Raw genomic sequence first — 21999 nt, 5'->3', positions numbered from 1 at the left:
TCGCTCATGCTGACATTTGACCAACTATTAGAAGAGTATTTTTTCTTACGCCACTTGCGCCCAAGATCACAGACCAGCTACAGATCAGCAGTTGCGCAGCTACAAAAATTCATGTCCATGTGTGGCATGACACTTCCAGACGAGCTGACGAATAGGGATGTGTTTTCATGGAGAAAATTAGCGCTGACACAAATGCGGGAAGTTAGCTGGAACAGCTACGTGAGACATCTCCGCGCCCTGTGGAGCTTTGGAATTGATCAAGGATTGCTTGAAAGCAAAGCGAACCCTTTCAAGGGCACGCAGGTCGGCGAACCGAAACGTCCCAAAAAGACTCTGACGACCAGCCAGATTCACCAAGCGAGGGTGGTTCTACAGCAGATGGAAGCGTGGGAGGAGGAAAACAAGGAGCGTAGCAGGATCACGCCTGCCTGGTTTTGGCAGGTCGTGAACGAGACGTTCTATTCGACCGGCCTGAGACTGAACCAGGTGCTCAACGTGAGACTGGCAGATGTAGACCTGAGCGACAGATTAATAATGGCGACTGTGGAAGGCTCAAAAACAAAGCGCGAGTATCCTGTCCCGATCTCTAGCCAGTATCACCCCTGGATTTCGATGTTGGTTGACAGGGCCAAGTTTCAGAAGTTCAAACAAAGCGATCAGCTATTCAACGTCAATCGTTTCAGCCCCTACCACCGACGGACAACAATGAATAGTTGGCAGGTGGAATCTTGTTACGCCAAAATATCTGACATAACGAGATCTAAAATATCACCACATAGATTCCGGCACACGATAGGCACTGACCTAATGAAGAAACCCGAAAGGAACCTTCATCTGGTGAAGGAATTGCTAGGACACACGAATATCAAGACCACACTGGAGTATGTCTCGGTAGATGTGGAAATGCTACGTGAATGTGTGGAAAGATAAGTGACCATCACTCGCTTCATTTCACGACTCAAGGAAAACAGGCAGATGTCTAAAATCGCCGAATACAAGGCTCTCGAGGCTCAACTGGCAGAACAACTGAAGCAGCTCGATGTGCTCAAGAATGACAAGGCTATGCAGCAAGAAGTCGAGTTCGAGAGCAAGCTGCGTGCACTCATGGGCGAATACGGGGTGAGCCTGCATGGAATTATCTCTATCCTGGATCCGCAGCCTGGCCCTGCAGCAGTTCGCCCTACAGCGACCAAGGCTCCCCGCAAGGTCAAGACCTATAAAAACCCCAACACGGGTGAAGTGGTCGAGACCAAAGGCGGCAACCACAAGGTGCTCAAGGCGTGGAAGGCAGAGCACGGTGCCGACGTGGTGGAGGGTTGGCTGCAGAGCTGATCGACACCAGAAATGCAAAAGCCCGCGAACGCGGGCTTTTGTTTGTGAAATCGACCCAGAGAAAGCACAACCCTCCCCTGGGGAGCAGCGACCTGAAACAGAGAAGCGTGGCGTTGTGACCAACAACCCTGAATCCGCGCGCTGCACAGAAGTATAGCGGGATAGATTTCTCAAGCAAGAGCCCCGGGATTGCAAGGCCCCGTTAGCTCTGCCGAGTTCGTGATGGTAGGATGCCCCCCCTCGATTCATAGGGGTATACATGGACCTACTAGCACAGCAGTACGAAGGGCTAACTGAGCTCCATCCGGCTGCAGCTATCGGCGAAATTTTTGGCCTTGGGGACTCACGGCTCGTTCCGTTTCTCTGCGCCGGACACCGCTTCCTAGCGAGCTATACCCCTGTGCATACGCAGGATGAAGCTGCCAGTATGCGCAGCATCGTTCATCAGGACACTCAACATGTGATGAGCGATCATGCCCAGATTCTGAAGTTCGCTCACTGCGATCTCTTCTTTCAGAAGGAGCGATTCGAGCCGGCTCCAGTTGGTGGCGAGGCTCGCAGGGCAATAATGTTTCAAATACCTAACCGCATAGCTAGTGCAACCCAGAAGCTGATGGAATTCGATGGCAATGCCGATGAGTTCTACTTCATAGCTGGCGGCATTTCCGACGAGCGAATCGAGCAGCTAGATTTGTGGTACCGGCGAATTTCTGGTAAATTTCCGGTCGAAACCTTGGGATTGGAACCAATTCACCCACCTAGAGGAAGCTGGTATGGCTACCGCAAAACTCGACGTTAAAGACCTTCAGAAGCTGAAAGCTGCATCGCTGGCTAATCTGATGCAGTCCGTTGGGCAAGCGATCCAGCAGGGTACACTCGTCCAGCTAACCGGCCTAACCGGCAAAAAAACGTCCTAAGCATACCGTCCGCCCAAAAAGCCCACCCTAGCGGATCGTGTGAAGACGCTCTGAATTTGAACCAAGCCGACACAAACGCCTCGATTCATTCGAGGCGTTTTTTGGCTGATGCAATGATTCAAAACGCCGCGTTCAGTTCAGCAACTCAATCACGTTGCAGGTGCAGAGTACTGTAGCCCTGGTGTTGGGTGCGCGATTCACGAGGCACTAAGCGGTAATGCCCACCTCTTTATAGGCCTGAAGCTGCGTCCCATTAGAATACTGCCTCAACCGTAACAGTCAGGTCAGACTGCTGCAGAGCAGCCTGAACCGCTTTGGCCATCGACTCTAACTGTAACTGCTGGCTGTCGGTGCAGTCATTGGTCACTCCGTGATGAGCGATCGGGCTACGCTCGGACTCGACAGCGCTCAGAAGGACACTTATGCCAATACTTTGCGAAGCAGCTCACTAGCTCATCGCTGTGCCCGAATCACACCATGTCCTGGGTACGTCAGGAGCTACCGCTAATCCCCGACACCAGCTCGGCCCGCGCACTGCGACGGGCTTGCAACAGGCTGAGCAGCGGAGCAGTGATCAGCGTAGAAACCAGGGCCAGCATCACCAGAACGGAAAACAGCGCCTGCGGCACCAGGCCCAACTCGTGGGCAATGTTCAATACCACCAGCTCCATCAGGGCTCGGGTATTGAGCAAGACACCGATGCGTAGCGACTCGATACTCGGCAGCCCGGCAATGCGCGCAGCCAAGGCACAGCTCAGGCCCTTGCTCAGACAACCAGCCGCAACCCAGCCGATGCAGAGCAGTACCTCGTCAGAGCCGGAGAAAGCCGACAGCTCGACCTTCATGCCAGTATAGAAGAAGAAGATCGGCACCAGCACGACGTTGACGAAAGGCGTGACCTTTTGATTCCACTGCCGCAGTAAGCCGCGGCACTGATACAGCGAAGTACCCAGCAGGAAACCGCCAACCACAGCGAAGATACCCAGCCAAGCGGTGAACGCCCCGACCAGCAGCACACCACCGGCAAGCAGGCCCATGCCACTATCGCTGAGGCCTCTGTCGGAATGCTCCTGTTTGAGGTAATAGCGCACCAGTAGCGGGCGCACCCCGAAGAACAGCACCGCGAGAAACAGCACGATGACGCCGCTCTGCAACGCAATCGCATGCACATCCTGGCCGGTAGCAAATACCACCACGGCGCCGAGGATGATCCAACCGAGCAGATCATTCAGCCCGGCGGCAGTGATGGTGATCACCCCAGCTTCGGTGTTCTGCAGGTTGCGCTCCAGCAGGATGCGCCCGAGGATCGGTAAGGCGGTGATGGAGAATGCCACACCGCAGATCAGCATTAGACCTAGACGGTTCTCCACCGCGTGGGAGGCGGCATAGATCGTCGCAGCGAGCATGCCGGCGAGAAATGGGATCGGAATGCCCAGCAGCACGATCCAGAACACCGCCCGCTTCGACTGGCGCCGCTTAAGCAACTCGAAGTCGAACTCCATGCCCACCTGGAACATCATCAGCACGATGCCGATCTGCGCCATGACACTCAGAACCTGCCCGGTATGCCCGTGCAGGTAGCCGGAGCTTGCCGGCCAAAGGGCGCTCAACGCGATGCCTAGGAGAATCCCGCCGGAGATTTCTCCCACCGCACGCGGCTGGCGATAGCGCACGGCGACACCACCGGCCAAACGACCACAAATCACGATGCTCGCCAGAGCGATGAGAATGACGATCAAAGGTGTTTCAAAGCCGCTGCCTAGCATGACCTCTCTCCTTCGGGGATTGCGCACTCGACTGCCGGCAGCAATTCGTCCAGCAGATGCTTGAAGCGCTCGATGTGCTCCGGATTGGTGGCGTAGTTGCTGATGGCGATGCGCATATAAACCCGCCCGCGCCAGTCGAGCCGAGTCGGGTAGGCCGCGCCACTGTCCTGGCAGTGCCGTACCAGCTCGGCGGTCAGCGCATCACCATGGGCATCGGTGTGTCCGGCCAACCGAAAAGCCACCAGCGGCATGTACTCCTGCTGCGGCAGCAGCTGATAGCGCGGATCGGCACCAAGCAGTTCCTTCAGCCGCCCGGCGCAGTCGAGCATGCCCTGCAAGGCGTCGCGATAGCCCTGTGCGCCCAGGTGCTGGAGCAGACACCAGAGCCCCAGAGAGCGGAACTGGCGGGTGCCGTATAGGTTCATCTTGAAGGTGTCCAGCTCGCCCAGCTCTTCCCAGTAATGCCCGCCGGACCAGAACGACTCACCCAGCCGCTCGCCATTGCGTACCAGCAGGCAGCCGACGCCGAAGGAGGCGAACATCCATTTGCAGGGGTCGAAGGTGATGGAGTCGGCCCGCTCGATGCCGGCCATCGCCCGGCGCGGTTCCGGCAGCGCCGCCATCGCCAGCCCGGAGGCGCCGTCCACGTGGAACCAGGCCGCGTACTCAGCTGCCAGTTCGGCCAACTCCTCCAAAGGATCGATGGCGCCAGAGGCGGTGGTACCGGCAGTACCGATCAGGCATAACGGGCGCAGGCCCTCAGCGACGTCGGTGATTAACCGCTCGCGCAGTTGCTCGATATCCAACGCACCGAACCGGTCGGTATCGATCTGCACAAGCGCATTGCGACCGAAGCCCAGGGTGTCCAGCGCCTTGCAGACGGAAAAGTGTCCCTCGCAGGACATATAGATTCGCAATCCGCGCGGATCAAGTCCCTCGATCTGGACGTGCTTGCCGAGTAGCTGATCACGAGCCAGCTTCAACGCGATTAGGTTGGCCAGGGTGCCACCGCCGGTGAAGATACCGCCGGGCAGCGCGCCTTCCACCGCCGGCAAGCCGAACAGTTCACGCAACCAGTGCAGCACTTGCACCTCGATGGCGGTGGCTGCCGGACCGGCACGCCAAGCGCCGGGGGTCTGATTCAGCGCACTGCCGAGGAAATCGCCCAGCACCGTAGCCGGATGCGGGCGCGGCGAAATATAGCCGAAATAGGATGGATGGGCGACATTGCACAAGCCTTCCTGCATCAGGGCAATGGCCTCGTCCAGCACGGCGGGCAAGGGGTTTCCGCCCTGCGCCACCGATGCTGGCTCGGCCGCCAGTTGCTTGAGGCGCTCGCTGCCGCCGAGCAGTGGCCAGCGCTCGGGCTGCTGCAAGTAGTCGCCTAGCAGCGCCAACACGCTTTCGCCGGCCTGCTGCACAGCATCGCGCTCACAAGCACCCGGCCCGGCCCAAATGGCCGGCGCGGGTAGTCCATGTCGTTCAAACATGCCCTTCTCCCTGGCAGTTGATATGCAGGCGCACATTCGCCTGGATCTGTCGGTGGATGTCCAGCAGCTCCTCGCGCCGCTCGCCGCCGAGCAGGTAGTAGCAGTAATGGGGCTGCGCCGAGCGCGGCATGGCCTGCACCTGATCGCTCGGCTGGCAGAGCACCACCAGATGTTTGAGTGCCGACAGTCCTTCAAAGACTTCCAGCCCGTCGACACGCTGCAGGGTGCCGCTCCGCTCGATCACCACACCGCCGAACAGCGCAGCACCATGCTCGGGACGCGCCTCGCGCAGCACCGGCTGGCCTAGGGAAAGGCGCGCCTGCATGGCGTAGACGTTGTGGCCGGTGAGCATTTCGACGGTCTGCACCGTGTAGCCGCCACCGGGGCGCAGCCCCGCCTCGAGCACGCAGGGGCGGCCGTCGGCGTAGCGTATTTCCACATGGGCCGGCCCTTCCCGAAGTCCCAGCGCACGAGCGGCGGCAATCGCCAGGCAGCCGAGCTCCTGCTCCGCCGCCTCGCCCAGCGAAGTCGGCCAGACCGACGCCGACTCGGCGAAGTACGGCCCCGGCGCCGGCGCCTTTTCCAGCACCGCCAGCACTTGATCGTCGCCGTCGGGCAGCAGGAATACATCGACGCTAACCTCGGCGCCCTCACAGAAGCTCTGGGCGATCAGCTTCAGGCTGGAATGGCCGTAGGCGAAGCGATTACGATCCAGAGCCGCGTCGACATCCACCGCCTGCTCGACCATGTCCAGCAGTTGCTCAACCGCCGAGCAGCACTGCGCTTCGGAGGTCACTGCAATCACCCCCTGGCTGTTCATCGAGTCCACCAGCTTGAGCACGGCACGTCCGCCCAGTTGCTGTTCGATGACCGGCCAGGCTAAGCGCGGGTCGCCAATCGCCACGGTCTTCGGCACGGCGATACCCTGGCTCTCCCAGAGCAGCGCGGATAGGTATTTGTTGCGGCTGGCCAGCGCCGCCACCGGCGGCAGCCCGCGTAGGCCCAGCGCCTCGCAGAGCTGGGCGGTGGTCACCACGGTGCCTTCGTTGACCGGTAGCAGTGCGGCGAACGGGCGTATATTGTGATACTCGACCACAGCTTGGCGCAGCGCCTCGGCCGACCACAACGGCACCACCAGCAGAGCCTCCACCGCTGGATGCTCGGCCAGCTCCGGCGCGGCGTTTCCTATCAGCACGATGCGATGGCCCTGCTCGGCCAGGCACTCGATCAGGTAGCGGCTGGGGTACGCATGGATGATGCCGACTCTTGACTGTTCCATAGCCCCCCCTAGAACGAACCGGTACGGGTACCGGCCTTATTCACCAGGGCGATCACCGCCTCGTCGCCGACTTGCCGCTGCGCCGCTTCAAATAGGTCGGTGGTCATGTTGTTGTTCCACAACTTGCCGCGCTCAGAGATGTGAAACGCCTGGTCGGTCTCATAGAGCAGTCCATGCTCGATCCAGGACGCCAGCAACTCCGGCGGGATGGTGGCGAGCGCGGCCTGATGCGCCTTGTCGATGCGCAGGAACTTGGGAAACATCACCGCGCCCCGGTTCTCCGGATGCCCCAACGCCGCCGAGGTTTTTTCCACCACCGACACCCCGGCCTCGATGCCTTCCATGTATTTGTTGACGTTGCCGTGCAACATATACGAGCAGCCATCAACATAGCCCCTCGCCGAGGAGCCGACCGCCAGGGTCTCGGCCCGATGCTCGCCGGCACCGCCGCCCCAGAGCAGGCGAAAGTACTCGCAAACGCGGCCCTTGCGGCTGTAGACCTGATCCGCCACGTTGTCGTAGCCGGCGCGCTCCAGGCTGTGGCGCATTTGCTCGAACAGCGCCAGCATCATCGGCTCGGAGGGCTTGGGCGGAATGCTGCCCTCGGCCATTTGCCGCTTGAACTTGGGAGGAAAAGCGAAGTAATGAAGGTTGTAGTAGTCGATGCTGTCGAAGTCGTCCTCGACCAGGCGGCGGATGTCCTGCTCCAGGCTGCCGAGGGTCTGGCCCGGTAGGTTGTACATCATGTCGACGTTGATCTCGTCGAAGGCGAATTCGCGGCCATTGCGACGCACCCGCTCGATATCGTCCAGGGTGGCCGCGATGTTGAAGTGGCTGCGCAGGCTTGGCTCATAGGTCTGCAGACCGAAGCTGATACGCTGCACGCCGTGACGCTTCAACACCTCCAACCGCTCAGGATCCCCCAGGGTCTTCGGCTCCCCCTCAAAGGAGATCTCCACCGCCGGATCGATACTGAAGGACGCGGCGATGCAGTCGAGGATGCGAGCGATCTGCTCGGCGGACAGCACCGAGGGTGAGCCGCCACCGAAATAGATCGCCTTCAGGGTGCTCGACGCACCGCGGGCGCTGGCCGCAGTGCGCTGGATGTCGAGACACAGGGCCTGGGTGTAGCGCTCGTAGATCGCCACGTCTTTGTCCACCCGCACATGGAACGGGCAGAAGCGGCACATATCCTGGCAATAAGGAATGTGTACGTAGAGCAGGGTTTCGATGTCTGCCGCCACCGGCTGCGCGAAGATGGCCTCCAGGCGTTGGGTATCTAGCTGCGCTTCGAGTAGCGGATAGAAGTAGTAGGTGACCGGAAAATAGGTGCTGTACATGGTGTGTCCTCCGGATAGGGTCAGCCCTGGGCATCCAGAACCCGACTGGCGTTGCCTCCGAGAATGTCCCGCAACGCGGCCTCCTCGAAGCCTGCGCCGAGCAAGCCATCGCGCACTGCGCTGTAGCTGCCGCAGACCGGCAGGTCGGAGCCGAACAGCACCTTGCTCTGCACCGCTGGTTTGGTCAGCAGCCACTCGACCAAAGTGCCCGGCGGTACCAGCGCGGTATCCAGATAGACGTTCTCGTACTGGCAGGCCATATCCAGCGCCTCGTCGTACCAGGTGGGCTTGCCGCCGTGGGCGAAAACCACCCGTAGCCGTGGGAAGGTTTCCACTAGACGGCGGTAGTCGTCCGGGCGGATATACAACTGCGTGGCATCGCGCTGGGCAGTCAGGCCGGTGTGGAACATGACCGGCTGACCCGCCTCTTCGCAGCGCGCGTAGATCTGCAGCATGACGTCGCAATAGGGATCAAAGTCGTGGTCGGCCGGATAGAACTTGTAGCCCTTGATGCCACGGGCGTGATCCCGCCCCCACTCGGCCAGCGGGTCGCTATGGAAATTCGGGTTGATATTGCCGAACGGCACGAAGAACGGATCGTCGCCGCAGAACTCGGCGATCAGCTTGCTATCGATGGAGAAATTGGTGCCCGGCCCGCACTCCGCGAGAATCACTGCGCGAGTGACGCCGCGCTCCTGCAGATAGCGCTTGAGAATGTTCGGGGACGAAAAGATCTCGCTGACCTGCACGTTTTCCTCGAAGGGAAACTTGGTCAGCAAACCTTGAATGTCATCGCGTAGAAGGCTGAATTTACCGGCATGGATGTGAAAATCGACGACTTGCATGTGCATGACTCCTGAAATCCGGGGAACGCCATGAACAGGCCGGCGCCCCGCGCAGCGACGCCGCACGGGAACCGAACCGACTCGTTCGAGGGGGTTAGGAAACGGCGAGGGCCTCGGCCTGGGACTCATCCAGGCACACCGCGCCCTGGATGAACGCCAGCACCGGCTCGATATGCTCCGGCTCCCGCCATTCGGCCGCGAGATCCTCGATGACATGGTGCTCGGCGCACAGCAGCCCGTCGCGGTAGTGGCGGACGATCGGATGCAGGAAGTTCGATTCCTCAGCACGCCGCACGTTATCGCGAGCGATGCGGGGCACGTTGAAGGGGTTATCGAACTTACGCGAGCCAAACTCCAGCGTCAGCAGGAAGAATTCGTCGCCGGGCCCGCCCCACTGCTCCTTGGCGTAGTCCACCGGCAACTCCTCGTAGTAGCGCACGCTGCCGCTGACTCGATCCAGCACCAGCACATCGGCAAGGAAGCCCGGCTGCTGCCATAACGCGGAGGTCTGGTTGATCCGCGCCATGATGTCGGCAGTCAGGCACTGTGCTTCCAGCGGGCAGCTCTTCTGTGGATAGGGCGTGTCGCAGTAGCGCTCCAGCAACAAGTGACACAGCGTGCGCACGTTGTAGCGGAAGCCATGGATAAAGCCGGACATGTACTTCTTGTAGTCACGGTATTGCATCAAGGTGCCGGCGAAATACAGATCCGGCACATTGCTCGACTGCCAGTCGCTGCCCTGCTCCGGCAGCTTGCCCATCGAACACAGCGCCGGCAGACAACTGTTGTCGAAGATGCCGGTATCGAAGCGGAAGCCCGTGCAGGCGAACACCTGGTCATACTCGATGACTTCCTGCTCTCCTTCGGCATGTTTGTAGCCGAAGGCGACCCGGTACTTGTCGCCGACTTTCTCGATGGCCTGCACGTCGGCGTCGAGCACCGCGTTCTGCGACTTGAGCTGATAGGTATCCAGCACGCCGTTGTTGATAGCGCGCAGATGCCCGACGTAATGGGTCGACCAGGCCATCTTCAGCGGATTAGGGCTGGCCAAGTGGATCATCGCCGCATGCTCTATCAGTGCGTCGGCGGTTTCAAAAGCGGAATTGCCCTTGCCCAGGATCAGCACGCGCTTGTTGGTCAGCGTGGAGGGATCGATGTCCATGTCGCAGTAGGTCGGCACGCTGTCGATACCGGGTATGGAAGGCAGCCAGGGCGTATAAACGCCGGTGGCGACGATCAGCACGCTGGCAGCGAAGCGCTCGCCACTGGCCAGCTCGACATAGAAGCGACCATCGCGGCTGACTCGCACCACCTTGGAGTCGACTCGAACCTTGAGCCCGTAACGGTCAGCGTAGTCGCCGAGGTACTCGGACATCTTGTCGGCATTGGGGAAATAACTGTGGCTGTATTGACTAAACAGATGGCGGTCAGCTTCGCAGCCCAACACCGAGTTCCAGTCCCAGCGCAGATTGACTTCCGGATCGGTATATCCGGTATAAACCTTGTTAATGGAAATCAGCTTTCTGTGGCGCGGGAATTTCTCGAAGAACGCGCCGGGTTTTCCCGCACCTTCCAGTATTAGATACTTGCGTCCGGCTCTATCCAGATGATACCCCGCCTGCAGTCCGGCAGGTCCTGCTCCTAGGATCAAGAACTCGAAATCTTCAGTATGTTCCATCATTGCCTCTCCTCCCCTGCTCACAGATGAGCGATTTAAAACGACCTCGTACGGCAGAACCGATGTCTGTTAAATTGTTGACTTGGACAACTCCCGCAGAAACTCTAGAGCTGTGCTTGGTTACTCGCTGATAGTTCCTAATAATTAACAGTGAACTGAACGAGACTGACGCCTGGCCTGTCGACCGGCGTATCTAGCCATCAGCAATAACCAATCACCGCATGCTTCTCTCCGGTAGAGCGCAGCCCGCGTACATCGCCGAAACCAGCCTGCTCCAGCAGCCGCCGGTAGTGCGATTCGGTGCGGTGCATGCCGCCGGTTTCAAGCATCATCGCCAGATCCTGCATGACCCCCATGAACGGGCCGGCCCGCTGCTCGTCGAGCAGGCGCTCGAGCACCAGCACTCGACCGCCGGAGCCGAGCGCTTCGCGCACTCGGCGCAGCAGAGCCAGGCAACGCTCATCGTCGTAATCGGAAAGGATAAAACCTAAGGCATATGCATCAGCCGGCGGCAGCGGGCTCTGCCAGAAATCGCCGGACATAAAGCCGACCCGCTCGGCGAGCCCAGCCTTGTCGATATAGCGCCGACAATGCGGCTCTACCGCTGGCAGATCGAATACCCGTGCCTTCAGATTCACCGTCGCTTCGGCCGCGGCTATAGCCAGCGAGCCCGCGCCGCCGCCCAGATCGACCAGCGTATCGATGCCATCCACCAAGCCCAGGGCAACCAACTCGCGGGACGCACCGTAGCTGAGATTCCACATCGCCCCGTGAAAGGCAGCGGCGCGCTCGTCGTCGGCGAAGATATGGTCGAACGGCGAGCAGCTATCGCCGCGCTCGTCGGCCAGCACCGACCACTGCGGCAGGCCGTTGCACAGGGAGGCGGCCAGATGGGCGAACAGCGGCACAGTATTTTCTCGGAAGTGATTGAACAACGGCCCGAGGTAGTCGGCCGATGCCGGATCCAGAACCGGCCCCAGTTCACGGCTCAGGACGTATTGATCGCCGTCGCGCGAGACCAGCCCCCAGCAACTGGCACCGTTCAAGTAACGCACCAGCGCCTGCTCGTTCAGCCCCAGCTCCGGAGCCAGCTTCGCCGCTGTCGTCGGGCCCTCAGCCAGGTGGGCGAAAATCTTAAGCCGGTCGCCCTCCAGGAGCAGCGCCGTCGCCATGAATCCATAGAGCGCTGTATTCAAGGGGTCAACCCCCATCTGCGGTGATGCCATACGAACCTCCCTGCCATAGCTCCGCTACTTGGTTTAATGACGGACTTCAAACTCGGACACAGCCTTGACCTGTCCATTGACGATGAGGTGAACCTGATGCTCGCCGGGGTAGTAGATCCGCGAAGCACGGTTCTCAAGGCGATGGGTACGTTCCAAAGTCAGCGCGCCGGCGTTTACCGACCTGCGCTTGCTCCACTTGAACACGCGCCGATTGATCTGGCCGCGAGCACCGGGAGCAAGAATGGCGTAGTCGATCATCAGTCCATCCAGCCCCCCCTCGATGTGCAATTCGCAACTGAGTAGTAGATCCGAACCCAGCGCAACGGCCTGCGGCGCGACCGAGAAGCGCGGCACCGTCAGCACCGCCGCAGTCGAATAGCCGAGCAGCTCCAGCGCCTGCAGATGCCCCTGGCGGGCTAGGGTGCGCAGCCCGTGGCGGGTGATCCAGGCCAGCGTGGCGCTGTCGGGCTGCTCGTTCTCCCAGGCGCGTAGGGTGTCGACCACTAGATCCGGATGATCCTTGGAAATATCGTTGAGACTGTTCGCCACCGAGCGACGCACGTACTCGGAAGAGTCACCCTTGAGCTTGGCCAGCAACGCGATCACCGGCTGAGGATCGGCTAGCAGCGACGGCACCTGGGACGCCCACGGCAAGCGCGGACGTGTGCCCTCGGATACCAGCCGGCGCACGTGGTCGGACTCGTCGCGCGTCCAGCCCTCCAGAACCGACAGGGTCTGCGCCAGACGCGTCCGCAAGAATGGCCGGATGGCAAATTCGCCAGTGAAGCGCTGAGTGACTAGGTGGATGGCGCGCATCGATTCGTCAAAGTACTCAAGGCCATGGCGCTCGATGACATCCGCCACCACCCATACCGGAAAGCCGCTGATCCCTACGCTGTAGCTACCAGGTATCGGCCCCATTGCTTTGCAGAGCACCTCAATGGCACGAGGATACTCAAGCCCCAGGCCGCCCCATAAGGCATCGGCCAGCGCCCGCACCCGTGCCTTCATTTCAAGATCGGGCAGAGTGTTGGGTACCAACGCATAGAAGCTCGCCTGATTGAATTCTGGATAGACGCAGGCGGTGCGTTGCGCTAGCTGCTCGGCCAGCGCGAAATCGAAGTAATCTTTGAAATCCATATCTTCACACTTCAATTCAGGTGCGATAACGCACTCTTGTCGAAAGCCAGCTCACCGAAACCATTGCCGAACCGGTAGTTGGTCCAGCTCAGGCGGGTTTCCTTGCCAGTTTGGTGGTTGACCATATGCATGCTGCCGGCACGCCAGTAATGATCCAAGTACAGTGCGTACCCGCTGAAGGTCTGGGTCTTCAGCAAGGCGTTCTTGCGGTCGTAGTACTCCACCTTGAGCGGACGGTAGTACTGCTGGTCAAGCCAACTGACCTGCCGGGTATAGCCCGAGCGGGTGTAGCGCGGAGTCATCTCCAAAACAAACACCGGCTGGCCCTCGAACTCGTCCTCGTCGAGGAAGCGATAGCTGAACTTGTCCAGATCCCAGCCGGCGATGTCTTCGTAGGCGAACTCGCTGCCCATGAACGGGCCTGACTTGTTCTCCGACGAGATGCGCTTGATGCGCCGCAGGGACGGGAAGTACTGCCACTGATCGTCCGAATCCAGTGGGTGGGCATGGGTCAGCAGCGCCGTACCCCGCACATCCGCCGGGCTGTCGAACTGCACTACACTCTTGTCGCCGTCGCCACGCACTTCCAGCATGCGCACCTTGAGGTCGCGCTGGCTGGTTGCACCGTGGGCGTTGAACAATTCCATGCGCATATCCGCACTCATGTCCACCCAGCCCATATTGCGCCGATCGGCTTCCTGGGCAATCACGTAGCCGCGCTTGATCGCAGCACTATCCTTAGCTCCCTCGGCCTGTGCCAGGTTAGCGGCGCACAGCAGCATCGCCAGGCACAGCCAGCGGTTCCCTTTCTTCAGCATGAGAGTTCTCCATTGTTTTCTTGAGCAAGCCGGGCAACAGGAAGAAGTCAGCCAGCAGTGCGATGAACAGTGTCAGCGCCGTGACCAGCCCCATTTCACGATTGAGGGCGAATTGTGAGGTGGCCATCACCAGGAACCCGGCAATCAGCGCCACCGAGGTCACCAGCAGGGCCGGCCCGGCGCTACGGAACGCCAACTGGATCGACTCGCCGACGGAACGCCGCTCCTCGCGCACGCTACGTAGCACCGCATACATGATGTGAATGGTGTCATCCACCACTATACCGAGGGTCATGGACGCGACGATGGCCACCGAGAAGCCGATCTGCCCGACGAATAGCGACCAGATGCCGAAGGCCACCGCCGCAGGTAGCAGGTTGGGGATCAGCGATAGCAGGCCGAGCTTCCAGGAACGGAACACCGCCATCAGCAGCAGAGCAACGATGCCCGCACAGAGCAAGATACCGCTGATCATGCTTTCTATATTGCGCTGGCCAATGTGGGCGAAGATCAGCGTGGTGCTGGCGGCCTTGGCTTCCAGGGTGCGGGTGTTCTGCGCCAGCCAGTCCATCGAACGCTGCTCGAACTCAAGCATCGCCGCTGTGGAGAGTTCGTGGAGGGACACCACCACGCGGGTCGCCTCCTTGTTCACATCGATCTGATTGTTCAGATCGAGCCCATAGGGCAGCGACTGTTCATAGAGCAGCAGGCTCTGCGCCGCCAGCGCGCTGTCGTCAGGTATGCGATATTCGGAGTCGGCGCCTCCATGCAGGCTTCGATTGATTCGCTTGACGGTATCGGCCAGAGAAGCGACATGAGCCACCTCGGGCTGCCGCCGCAGCCAGCGCGTGTAGGCATCGACATCGGTCAGGAAGGCTGGGGCGGCGACGCCGCTAGGCGAGTGCGAACGTAGCGAATACTCAATGGCATACAGTCCAGTGAGATTCTGCTCGGTAAAATCGTTGGCCTGGCGGAACGCGGTGTCCGGGTGGAACCACTTCAGATACTGATCGTTCAGCTCGTTGCGCCCCGACAGCAAGGCCAGCACCAGCGCCAGCGGCAGGCCAATCCACAGCAGACGGATCGCTCGCAACGACACCCAGCCACCGAAGCGCCCCATTAGGTGCTCACTGATGTCCCCCGCCCCGGCCCTGGCCCGCAGCGGCAAAAGGAAGATCAGCCCCGGCAGCAGGAACACGGTGAACACCCAGGCTAAAGCGATGCCGATCGCCACCATGTTGCCCAGGTCACGGAACGGCGGCACTTCGCTGAAGTTCAGCGACAAGAAAGCGACTATAGTGGACGCGCTGGTGGCGGCAATCGGCACGAAGGTTTCGTTGAGACTTTCCCGAACCGCCTGCGCCTTGACCACACCACGGCGCAAGCGCAACAGCACCGCGCTTAGCAGGTGTACCGCATCGGCCACCCCGATCATCAGAATCACCAGCGGCGCCGAAGCAGAAAGCGAGGTCAGGCTCATGCCCAGCCAGCCGGCGATACCGACGGCACTGGTCACCGACAGGTAGACGATGGCCACCACCGCTAGGGTGGCCAGCACACTGCGCAGCAGCACCAGCGCTGACAGCGCGATCACCAGATACACGATCGGCGTCAGGTTAGCCTCGTCGCTAATCGCCGCCTCGAAGAAGGCGTTGTTGTACATCGCCATGCCGGTAAGGTGCACCTGCATGTCAGGGAAGCGCAGCGCGGTCTTTTCCGCGAGACCACGGGCGAAGCCGACCACTTCGCTGTTCTCGAACGGCGACAGGCCGGGCAGGTGGTAGATGACGTTGACCGCCGCAACGCGGCCATCGGGCGCCACCAGGCGATTAACTAGCTGCGGCTCGCCCAGAGCTATCTCCTTGACCCTCGCACGACGGGCGTCGGACATTTGCGCAGCGTTCTCGACCAGATCGGCCACCTTGATGGCGTCCTCGCTGGACTGCATATCCTGGAAGTTGGTCAGCGACTCAACGCGTACTGAGTAGGGCGCCTGCCAGGCTTCATGGGTCAGCCACTGCAAAGCCTCAAGCGATTCGCGACTGAATACGTCGCCCGACCTGGGCGCGAGCACGATCAGCAGGTTATCCGACTTGTCGTATGTGGCCTGCATTTCCTCCAGCGCCATCAGCTCTGGATTGTCATGGGAGAGATAGACGCGGTAGTCGGTACTGAAACCCAGCCGGCCCTGACCGAGACCGGCAAGCACCGCCAGAACGAGTAGCAAGGCCAGCAGCAGCCAGCGCGCACTTATGATTGAGGCAACGATCCTAGATGTCATTTCGCTCTCCCTGTCAGTTGGAGGCGAAACTACGCAGAAATTGCTGATACGTCAACACTTGACGCATCACATTTTTTGACTGTACGGTTCGTCCCCAGCAAGACAGCCCACACACAAGGAATACGACTATGCTGCTGCACATAAACAAGGATCAGATGAGTGCCAACGACCCAGCTATATTCGATGCCCGGGTGAACGGCACGCTGTTCGGTCAGATCTCCGCCAGCTATCTGCAATTGAGCAAGACCATGAACAATGACGAAGGCATCGCCGTCGATACGGTGCACTCCGATCTGCCAGTCACCGCTAACGACAGCCGCGCGTTGCTGCTGGTGGCCTTCCAGTTTCACGATCAGCCGCAACGCGACGCCCTAGCGCGCTATGCGGCCGACCGCGAGCCAGCGCTGAGCAAGCATGGCGGCCGTGTGGTTTTCAGCGCCATCACAGAGCGCGCCGAAGACTGGGAGTTCGACGGTATGGAAATCATCGACTTCCCCTCGGTGGAAACCATCCAACAACTGATGGCCGATCCGGACTACCGCAACCGCACAGCGGAGTCGAGCCAGGTCTTCGGTGGTGCCTTCGCCGTTGCGCGCCTAGAGCAAAACTGATGCCAGCGCGGGCTGGGAGGGACACCCCATGAAGCGCTTCGCACCCGGCCCTAAAGGCCACCCTCTGTTTGGATGCTTTGCGGACTTCCGCGACCGGCCGTTACAGTTGCTCGCCGAGTGCCGGGCCGACTATGGCCCTGTGGTACAGCTACCGGTGGGCTTCGGGGCTTCCTTCTGTCTAGCCTTCGATCCGGTCGATCTGGAGAAGATCTTCCATGGCGAACATTTTGGCCGCAGCGATATCGCAGGTGCCTTCAAACCACTAGCCGGCGGCAGCATGATCATCGCCGACGGCGAAACCTGGCAGGCCCAGCGCAGGGCTGTAATCCCCTCCTTCGCCTTGCCGCGCATGCGCACCCTAGCGCCGCGCGTCGAGGCCATCGCCGAGCGTACCGTTGCTTCCTGGGCCGCACGCTCCGGCAAACACGGCGGCATCGACCTGCAGAGTGAACTGGTCGGCTACGCCATGAGCGTACTGACTGAGTTCCTCTTCGGTAGCGAGATAGCGCCGAGCGCTATCCAGCGTATCGGTCACTGGTGGCCACTGAGTCTTCGCTACATGAACGTGCGTCTGTCCCAACCGATCCCCCTACCAGACTGGCTGCCAACGCCGAACAACCGTAGGCTCCACCACGCAGCGGGACAGATTGCCCAGGTTCTGCTGGAGGTCATCGAGCGACATCGCGCCACCCCGGACGCTAGCAACGGAGGTTTTCTCAGCGACCTAATCGCCTATCGAGATGAGGGCAGTGGCCAACCGCTACCCGATGCACGGATCCTCCAAGAGATTATGGGCGTGTTTCTCGCCGGCTTCGATACCGTGGCTTCCGGCATGATGTGGACGCTCTACGACCTGGCACGACACCGGGACTGGCAAGGTGCGGTTCGCCATGAACTGGCCGGCGCACTTCCGGGCGGCGCGCGTCTCGACCTACGGGACTTCCCGCTACTCGACCAGGTGTTTTCCGAGTCCCTACGACTCTCCCCCTCGCTCTGGCTGGTTGATCGCAAGACCAACCAGGAAACCCGCCTCGGCGACTGCCTGATTCCCGCCGGAACCAACATAATCACAAGTCCCTGGGTCACCCACCGAGACCCGGCGCTGTGGCCTGACCCTGAACACTTCAACCCGTTGCGCTTCAGTGCCGGAGCTGATGCGCAGCGGCCGAAGTACGCGTATTTCCCCTTCGGGGGCGGACGCATGAAATGTATCGGCATAGGACTCGCCAAGATGCAGCTCAGAGCCCTGGTATCTCAGACGCTGGCGCGCTTCGAGCTGAGCGAAGATCCAGAGCGCCCCGCAGAGATCGAGCCAGCCTTCGTCCTGCGTACCCGTTCGGGACTGCACATCAAACTGCGGGATCGTATCGCTCAACATGCTCCAGCTAACCCGGCAACGGCCTAGCTGCGGCTGCCGCTGGTTGCTGCTCGCCTGCCTGCCCGGCTTGGCCTGCGGCGCCGCGCAGACCACCGTCACCCCGCGGCTGGATGTGTTCTCCATTGGCGATCGCCAGGAGGTTGACGGCGCGCTCGAGGGCAAATGGGAATGGCAGGCAGCGCCGGCCGACGGGCAACAGCTAGATATCGAACTCGCCACCCGCGCCGGCGGCGCCCGCGAGCAGCAAGCTGTCGACATACGCGAGTTGTCATGGAGCCTTGCCGAGGACGCGTGGGAAGTGCGCTCCGGCCTGAGCCGCGTATTTTGGGGCGTGACCGAGTCCCGCCACCTAGTGGACGTCATCAACCAAGTCGATCTGCGCTTCGATCCCGACGGTGATGTGCGCCTATCCCAACCGCTAATCAGCCTCACCCATCGCAGTATCGGCCGCACCCTCACCGTTTTCGCACTGCCGTGCTACCGGCCGCGTCCGGAGGCCCTATTACTCGGCGACCCGCCCTACGACGGCTACGACGACGCCCGCTTCACCCCCATCCGCTGCGGCTCGCCGGATCACGCGATCCGCGCCGGCTTCGTCCACGATTCCGCCGACATCGGCGTGGGCTACTTCAACGGCCATGCCCGCGAGCCATTCGCCGGGCACTCCGCTGACGACGGCGGCGACAACTACCCCGACGTGCGGCGCTACAGCATCGACGTGCAGTGGACCGAGGGGCCATGGCTGCTCAAGGCCGAGGGGCTGCTGCAACACAGCCACCACGGCGAAGATCGCGCCTCGGTGCTCGGCGTCGAATACAGCCTCCCCAGCCTGTTCGCCGGCCCCTCGGAGCTTTCGCTGCTCTACGAGCACCTGGAAGACACTCGCTGCGCCAGCATCACCCTCGCCTGTGGCAATATGCTCGGTGTGCGTTGGCTGGCCAACGACGTCGGCGGCACCAGCGCCCTGCTCAGCTTGGTGCAAGATCGCGCCAGCGGCGCCAAGGGCTTCAAGATCGAACTCAGTCGCAGGCTGAACGACACTATCAGCATCAGCTTCGACAGCGGCGAGCTGAATGGAACCTTCTATTCCCTGTTCGGCCTCGCCTATGGCTTCTAAATTGTGACCAGCCCCCATGCTAGTAGCGCGCTGCGACAGACGGATAGCTATGCGGTACTGCGCCATGCCCTCTATTGGCTATACTATAGTTGTGTATTTAACAACCGTTGAGAGCGTGAATTTTGTGGACGCTACAGGCTTACATGCCGCCCCCCTCCGTGACCTGATCTGCTTCAACTTCTACCGGGGGTGGCGGGGCGTTTCCGAGTTCTACCGCCAATTCCTTCCGGAGGGTGTGTCCGCCCAGCAGAGCTACCTGCTGGAGCTGTGCGAGCAGGATCGCGGCTTATTGGTCAACGAAATCGCCAACCAACTAGAAATCGAGATCTCCGCCATCTCCGGCATGCTCCGACGCATGGAAGGCGCCGGCCTGATCCACCGCGAAGTCATGCCCAGTAACCGCCGGCAAACCCAGGTTTTCCTCACCGCGAAAGGCGAGGAACTGCGCGCCACCATCCGCACGGCGATGGTCGAGGCCGACCGGGTCATGTCCCAGGCGATCAATCGCGAAGATCGCGTCCATCTGACCAAAGTGGTCGACCAGATCCGCACACTGCTCGAACTGGAACAATTCTGAAGCGGTTGCGGTAAAGACTGCGGTCACCTGCCGCCCCCACACAGATTCGTAAGCGCAGAACTACCGCATACGGCTCCTGCCTCAGGTATATGACGCGAAGCAATCCTCAGAGTACGAATGTGCATTTCTGGGTTTAGGCATGTAGAGGTCGGCGAGAACCGTAGCGCAACTATACAGAGCCTATTTTCGGAAAGTTGCCACGGCCAAGAGCACAGCGCTGAGGCACACAGGATACGTAAGTCCTTTTATACACTCTGTGTAAAAACATGCCTGGGATAGCCGGGGGCGATTCTCCCTTCTCCCTCAAGGCACACTTCAGAGCCCTCCTGCGGAACCTTTACGATGTACTGAAGCACGAGCCTACGTGCTAACCCTTTGCGAACCACCCTGCCCCTCTCCGCCAGATGCCGAAAAGCAGCAGCACCTTTGGCAAATTGCCGGCCACTTGGCGATGGCAACTTGACACATGCCCACTGACTTTGCCACATTCCGCCCCGGAGGATTCGTGTGCCCAAAGCCATAAGACGTCGTGCTGACGCAGCGGGCCATCGAAGCATCGAAACAGGTCAGAACCGGTTTACAGCGCCTAACCAATCGCTATAATGGCGCCCCCAATATGCCGGTATAGCTCAGCTGGTAGAGCAACTGACTTGTAATCAGTAGGTCCCGGGTTCGACTCCTGGTGCCGGCACCATCTACATCAAGCCTTTACGGGCTTTGGAATTTCCTAACCCCGTAATCAGATGTTCCCGAGGTACAGTTTCGGTACAGTCCCGTACCGAGCCCACCTCGGAGAACATATGGCGACCCTCGTAAAAACCCCTTCTGGTACCTGGAAAGCAGTCATTCGCAAGACTGGCTGGCCAACCTGTTCCAAGTCCTTCCGAACCAAGCGTGATGCCGAGACGGGTTCTACCCCGTTAACACGGACACTTTCGAGTAAGCTCACACCGAGCTGAAGGAGTGTTCATGAAGCGCAAGAAATACAGTCCTGAATTCAAGCGGGAAGCCATCGAGTTGGTTCGTCGTTCAGGGGCGAGCTGTCGACAAGTGGCCCTGGAGATTGGTGTGGCTCCGAACCTGCTCACACGCTGGGTTCGAGAGGCACAGCCAGGAACAGAAAAGGCCTTTCCCGGAACAGGTAGCCCGCGAGATGAGGAGCTGGCCCGCCTCAAGCGTGAGTTGGCCCGTGTGACCAAGGAACGTGATTTTTTAAGAGACGCGGCAGCGTACTTTGCCAAGGAGTCATCGAGCGGTACACGGTGATCCAGCGCTGCCGCAACGAGTACCCGGTACGGCTGATGTGCCGTTGCCTGAAGGTTTCTGCCAGTGGCTATTACGCCTGGCAGAATCGCGAGCCAAGCCCACGCGCTCAAGAGAATGCGCGCTTGGTGAGGCGTATTCGGGAGATCCACGAGGACAGCCGTGGTGTGATAGGAGCGCCACGGATGCACGAGGATCTGCTCGACGAGGGCGAAACCGTCAGCCTGAACCGCGTTGCTCGCCTGATGGCCGCTGAGCGAATTCAAGGCTGGCCACGTCGGAAGAGGCGTGGGCTTGGAAGAGTCGCCAGCGGCCGTCCAGCAGGCGTGAAAAACCTGCTGGAGCGCGATTTCACTGCGCAGGAACCGGAGCGCAAGTGGGTCACGAACATCACGGAAATAGCCACACTGGAAGGCAAGCTCTTCCTATGTGTGGTGCTCGACTTGTACAGCAAGCTGGTGATCGGTTGGTCGATGCATCACCGTCAGGATCGGCAGATGGTGATTCGAGCGGTGGAGATGGCGATCTGGCAGCGCCAGGGTGAGTGGTCAGTGATCCTGCATTCGGATCGCGGTAGCCAATTCACCAGTACTGATTACCAGCGCTTTCTGAATCGCAACACGCTGGTCTGCAGCATGAGTGCAATCGGGCATTGCGGCGACAACGCTGCCTGTGAAGGCTTCTTCGGTCAGCTCAAACGGGAGCGCGTTGCCCATCAGTCGTATCGAACTCGTGATGAAGCACGGGCGGATTTATTCGACTACATCGAGCGGTTTCATAACCCACGAATGCGTCGTAGAGTCGCCCGGCAAGATCTGAAGTTTTCAGCCCTTTTCAAACCGTCCGTGGAAATGGGGTAGAACCCTGAGGAATCCCCACAAAAATCCCATTTTGATCAATGGGATAGCTTGAAGACGCCTGCATGAGTCGGGCAGTTTGGT

General features: G+C 60.3%; 18 protein-coding genes and 1 tRNA gene. 9 read left to right on the top strand and 10 right to left on the bottom strand.

Going from position 1 to position 21999, the window contains the following annotated elements; all coding sequences use genetic code 11:
- Nucleotides 1–6: 6 nt before the first annotated feature.
- The 3 genes from ACSVIK_RS05515 (at nucleotide 7) to ACSVIK_RS05505 (ending at nucleotide 2131) form a co-directional block, all read left to right on the top strand.
- Entirely contained in the window at nucleotides 7–930 is a 924-nt protein-coding gene (locus ACSVIK_RS05515) for a tyrosine-type recombinase/integrase (protein WP_442443361.1), read from the top strand.
- Between the two features lie 45 nt (nucleotides 931–975).
- Nucleotides 976–1332 (top strand): histone-like nucleoid-structuring protein, MvaT/MvaU family, encoded by a 357-nt coding sequence (locus tag ACSVIK_RS05510; protein WP_442443551.1) that lies wholly within the window; start codon nucleotides 976–978, stop codon nucleotides 1330–1332.
- 259 nt (nucleotides 1333–1591) lie between these two features.
- Complete coding sequence (locus tag ACSVIK_RS05505; RefSeq protein WP_442443360.1) at nucleotides 1592–2131, top strand: hypothetical protein; 540 nt, start codon at nucleotides 1592–1594, stop codon at nucleotides 2129–2131.
- Between the two features lie 609 nt (nucleotides 2132–2740).
- On the opposite strand, the gene ACSVIK_RS05500 is transcribed toward ACSVIK_RS05505, so the two are convergent.
- From ACSVIK_RS05500 to ACSVIK_RS05455, 10 genes are all read right to left on the bottom strand, one after another.
- Complete coding sequence (locus ACSVIK_RS05500) at nucleotides 2741–4015, bottom strand: cation:proton antiporter (protein WP_442443359.1); 1275 nt, start codon at nucleotides 4013–4015, stop codon at nucleotides 2741–2743.
- Nucleotides 4009–5505: a pyridoxal phosphate-dependent decarboxylase family protein gene (locus ACSVIK_RS05495; protein WP_442443358.1), complete on the bottom strand. Its 1497-nt coding sequence runs from the start codon at nucleotides 5503–5505 to the stop codon at nucleotides 4009–4011. The genes ACSVIK_RS05500 and ACSVIK_RS05495 overlap by 7 nt, the downstream gene beginning before the upstream one ends.
- Nucleotides 5498–6784, bottom strand: coding sequence for an ATP-grasp domain-containing protein (locus tag ACSVIK_RS05490; RefSeq protein WP_442443357.1), 1287 nt, complete (start codon nucleotides 6782–6784; stop codon nucleotides 5498–5500). Before ACSVIK_RS05490 ends, ACSVIK_RS05495 begins: the two co-directional genes overlap by 8 nt.
- An 8-nt stretch (nucleotides 6785–6792) precedes the next feature.
- Nucleotides 6793–8124, bottom strand: a complete 1332-nt coding sequence (locus tag ACSVIK_RS05485) for a coproporphyrinogen-III oxidase family protein (RefSeq protein WP_442443356.1) — start codon at nucleotides 8122–8124, stop codon at nucleotides 6793–6795.
- A gap of 20 nt (nucleotides 8125–8144) precedes the next feature.
- On the bottom strand, nucleotides 8145–8969 hold the full coding sequence (locus tag ACSVIK_RS05480; RefSeq protein WP_442443355.1) for an amidohydrolase family protein: 825 nt from the start codon (nucleotides 8967–8969) through the stop codon (nucleotides 8145–8147).
- A 94-nt stretch (nucleotides 8970–9063) separates the two neighbouring features.
- A complete protein-coding gene (locus ACSVIK_RS05475; protein ID WP_442443354.1) occupies nucleotides 9064–10650 on the bottom strand; it encodes an NAD(P)-binding domain-containing protein in 1587 nt (528 codons plus the stop codon).
- Nucleotides 10651–10847: 197 nt separating this feature from the next.
- A complete protein-coding gene (locus ACSVIK_RS05470) occupies nucleotides 10848–11873 on the bottom strand; it encodes a methyltransferase (protein WP_442443353.1) in 1026 nt (341 codons plus the stop codon).
- Between the two features lie 33 nt (nucleotides 11874–11906).
- Nucleotides 11907–13013, bottom strand: coding sequence for a DNA alkylation repair protein (locus tag ACSVIK_RS05465; RefSeq protein ID WP_442443352.1), 1107 nt, complete (start codon nucleotides 13011–13013; stop codon nucleotides 11907–11909).
- 11 nt (nucleotides 13014–13024) lie between these two features.
- Nucleotides 13025–13831 carry an outer membrane lipoprotein-sorting protein gene (locus ACSVIK_RS05460; RefSeq protein WP_442443351.1) on the bottom strand — a complete coding sequence of 269 codons (807 nt, stop codon included), beginning with the start codon at nucleotides 13829–13831 and terminating at the stop codon, nucleotides 13025–13027.
- Nucleotides 13776–16112: an efflux RND transporter permease subunit gene (locus ACSVIK_RS05455; RefSeq protein ID WP_442443350.1), complete on the bottom strand. Its 2337-nt coding sequence runs from the start codon at nucleotides 16110–16112 to the stop codon at nucleotides 13776–13778. Before ACSVIK_RS05455 ends, ACSVIK_RS05460 begins: the two co-directional genes overlap by 56 nt.
- A gap of 128 nt (nucleotides 16113–16240) precedes the next feature.
- Between ACSVIK_RS05455 and ACSVIK_RS05450 the strand changes: the two genes are divergently transcribed.
- The 6 genes from ACSVIK_RS05450 to ACSVIK_RS05425 all read left to right on the top strand — a co-directional run bounded on the left by ACSVIK_RS05450 (nucleotide 16241) and on the right by ACSVIK_RS05425 (nucleotide 21918).
- A complete protein-coding gene (locus tag ACSVIK_RS05450; RefSeq protein WP_442443349.1) occupies nucleotides 16241–16723 on the top strand; it encodes a DUF1330 domain-containing protein in 483 nt (160 codons plus the stop codon).
- Nucleotides 16724–16751: 28 nt separating this feature from the next.
- Nucleotides 16752–18128, top strand: a complete 1377-nt coding sequence (locus ACSVIK_RS05445) for a cytochrome P450 (protein WP_442443348.1) — start codon at nucleotides 16752–16754, stop codon at nucleotides 18126–18128.
- Nucleotides 18100–19218, top strand: coding sequence for a hypothetical protein (locus ACSVIK_RS05440; RefSeq protein ID WP_442443347.1), 1119 nt, complete (start codon nucleotides 18100–18102; stop codon nucleotides 19216–19218). Before ACSVIK_RS05445 ends, ACSVIK_RS05440 begins: the two co-directional genes overlap by 29 nt.
- A gap of 115 nt (nucleotides 19219–19333) precedes the next feature.
- Nucleotides 19334–19795, top strand: a complete 462-nt coding sequence (locus ACSVIK_RS05435) for a MarR family winged helix-turn-helix transcriptional regulator (protein WP_442443346.1) — start codon at nucleotides 19334–19336, stop codon at nucleotides 19793–19795.
- Between the two features lie 618 nt (nucleotides 19796–20413).
- Nucleotides 20414–20489, top strand: a tRNA-Thr gene (locus ACSVIK_RS05430).
- Between the two features lie 275 nt (nucleotides 20490–20764).
- Nucleotides 20765–21918, top strand: a protein-coding gene (locus ACSVIK_RS05425; RefSeq protein ID WP_442443345.1) for an IS3 family transposase whose coding sequence is annotated in 2 segments (ribosomal slippage) — nucleotides 20765–21011 and nucleotides 21011–21918 — 1155 coding nt in all. Because the reading frame shifts where the segments join, the coding sequence is not laid out codon by codon here.
- Nucleotides 21919–21999 lie beyond the last annotated feature (81 nt).

It is taken from the genome of Pseudomonas sp. NCHU5216 (genome assembly GCF_052156495.1).
In the GTDB taxonomy this organism is placed as follows: Bacteria; Pseudomonadota; Gammaproteobacteria; order Pseudomonadales; family Pseudomonadaceae; genus Aquipseudomonas.
The sequence above is the reverse complement of the archived record's forward strand: the minus strand, read 5'-3'. Positions and strand labels throughout refer to the sequence as shown.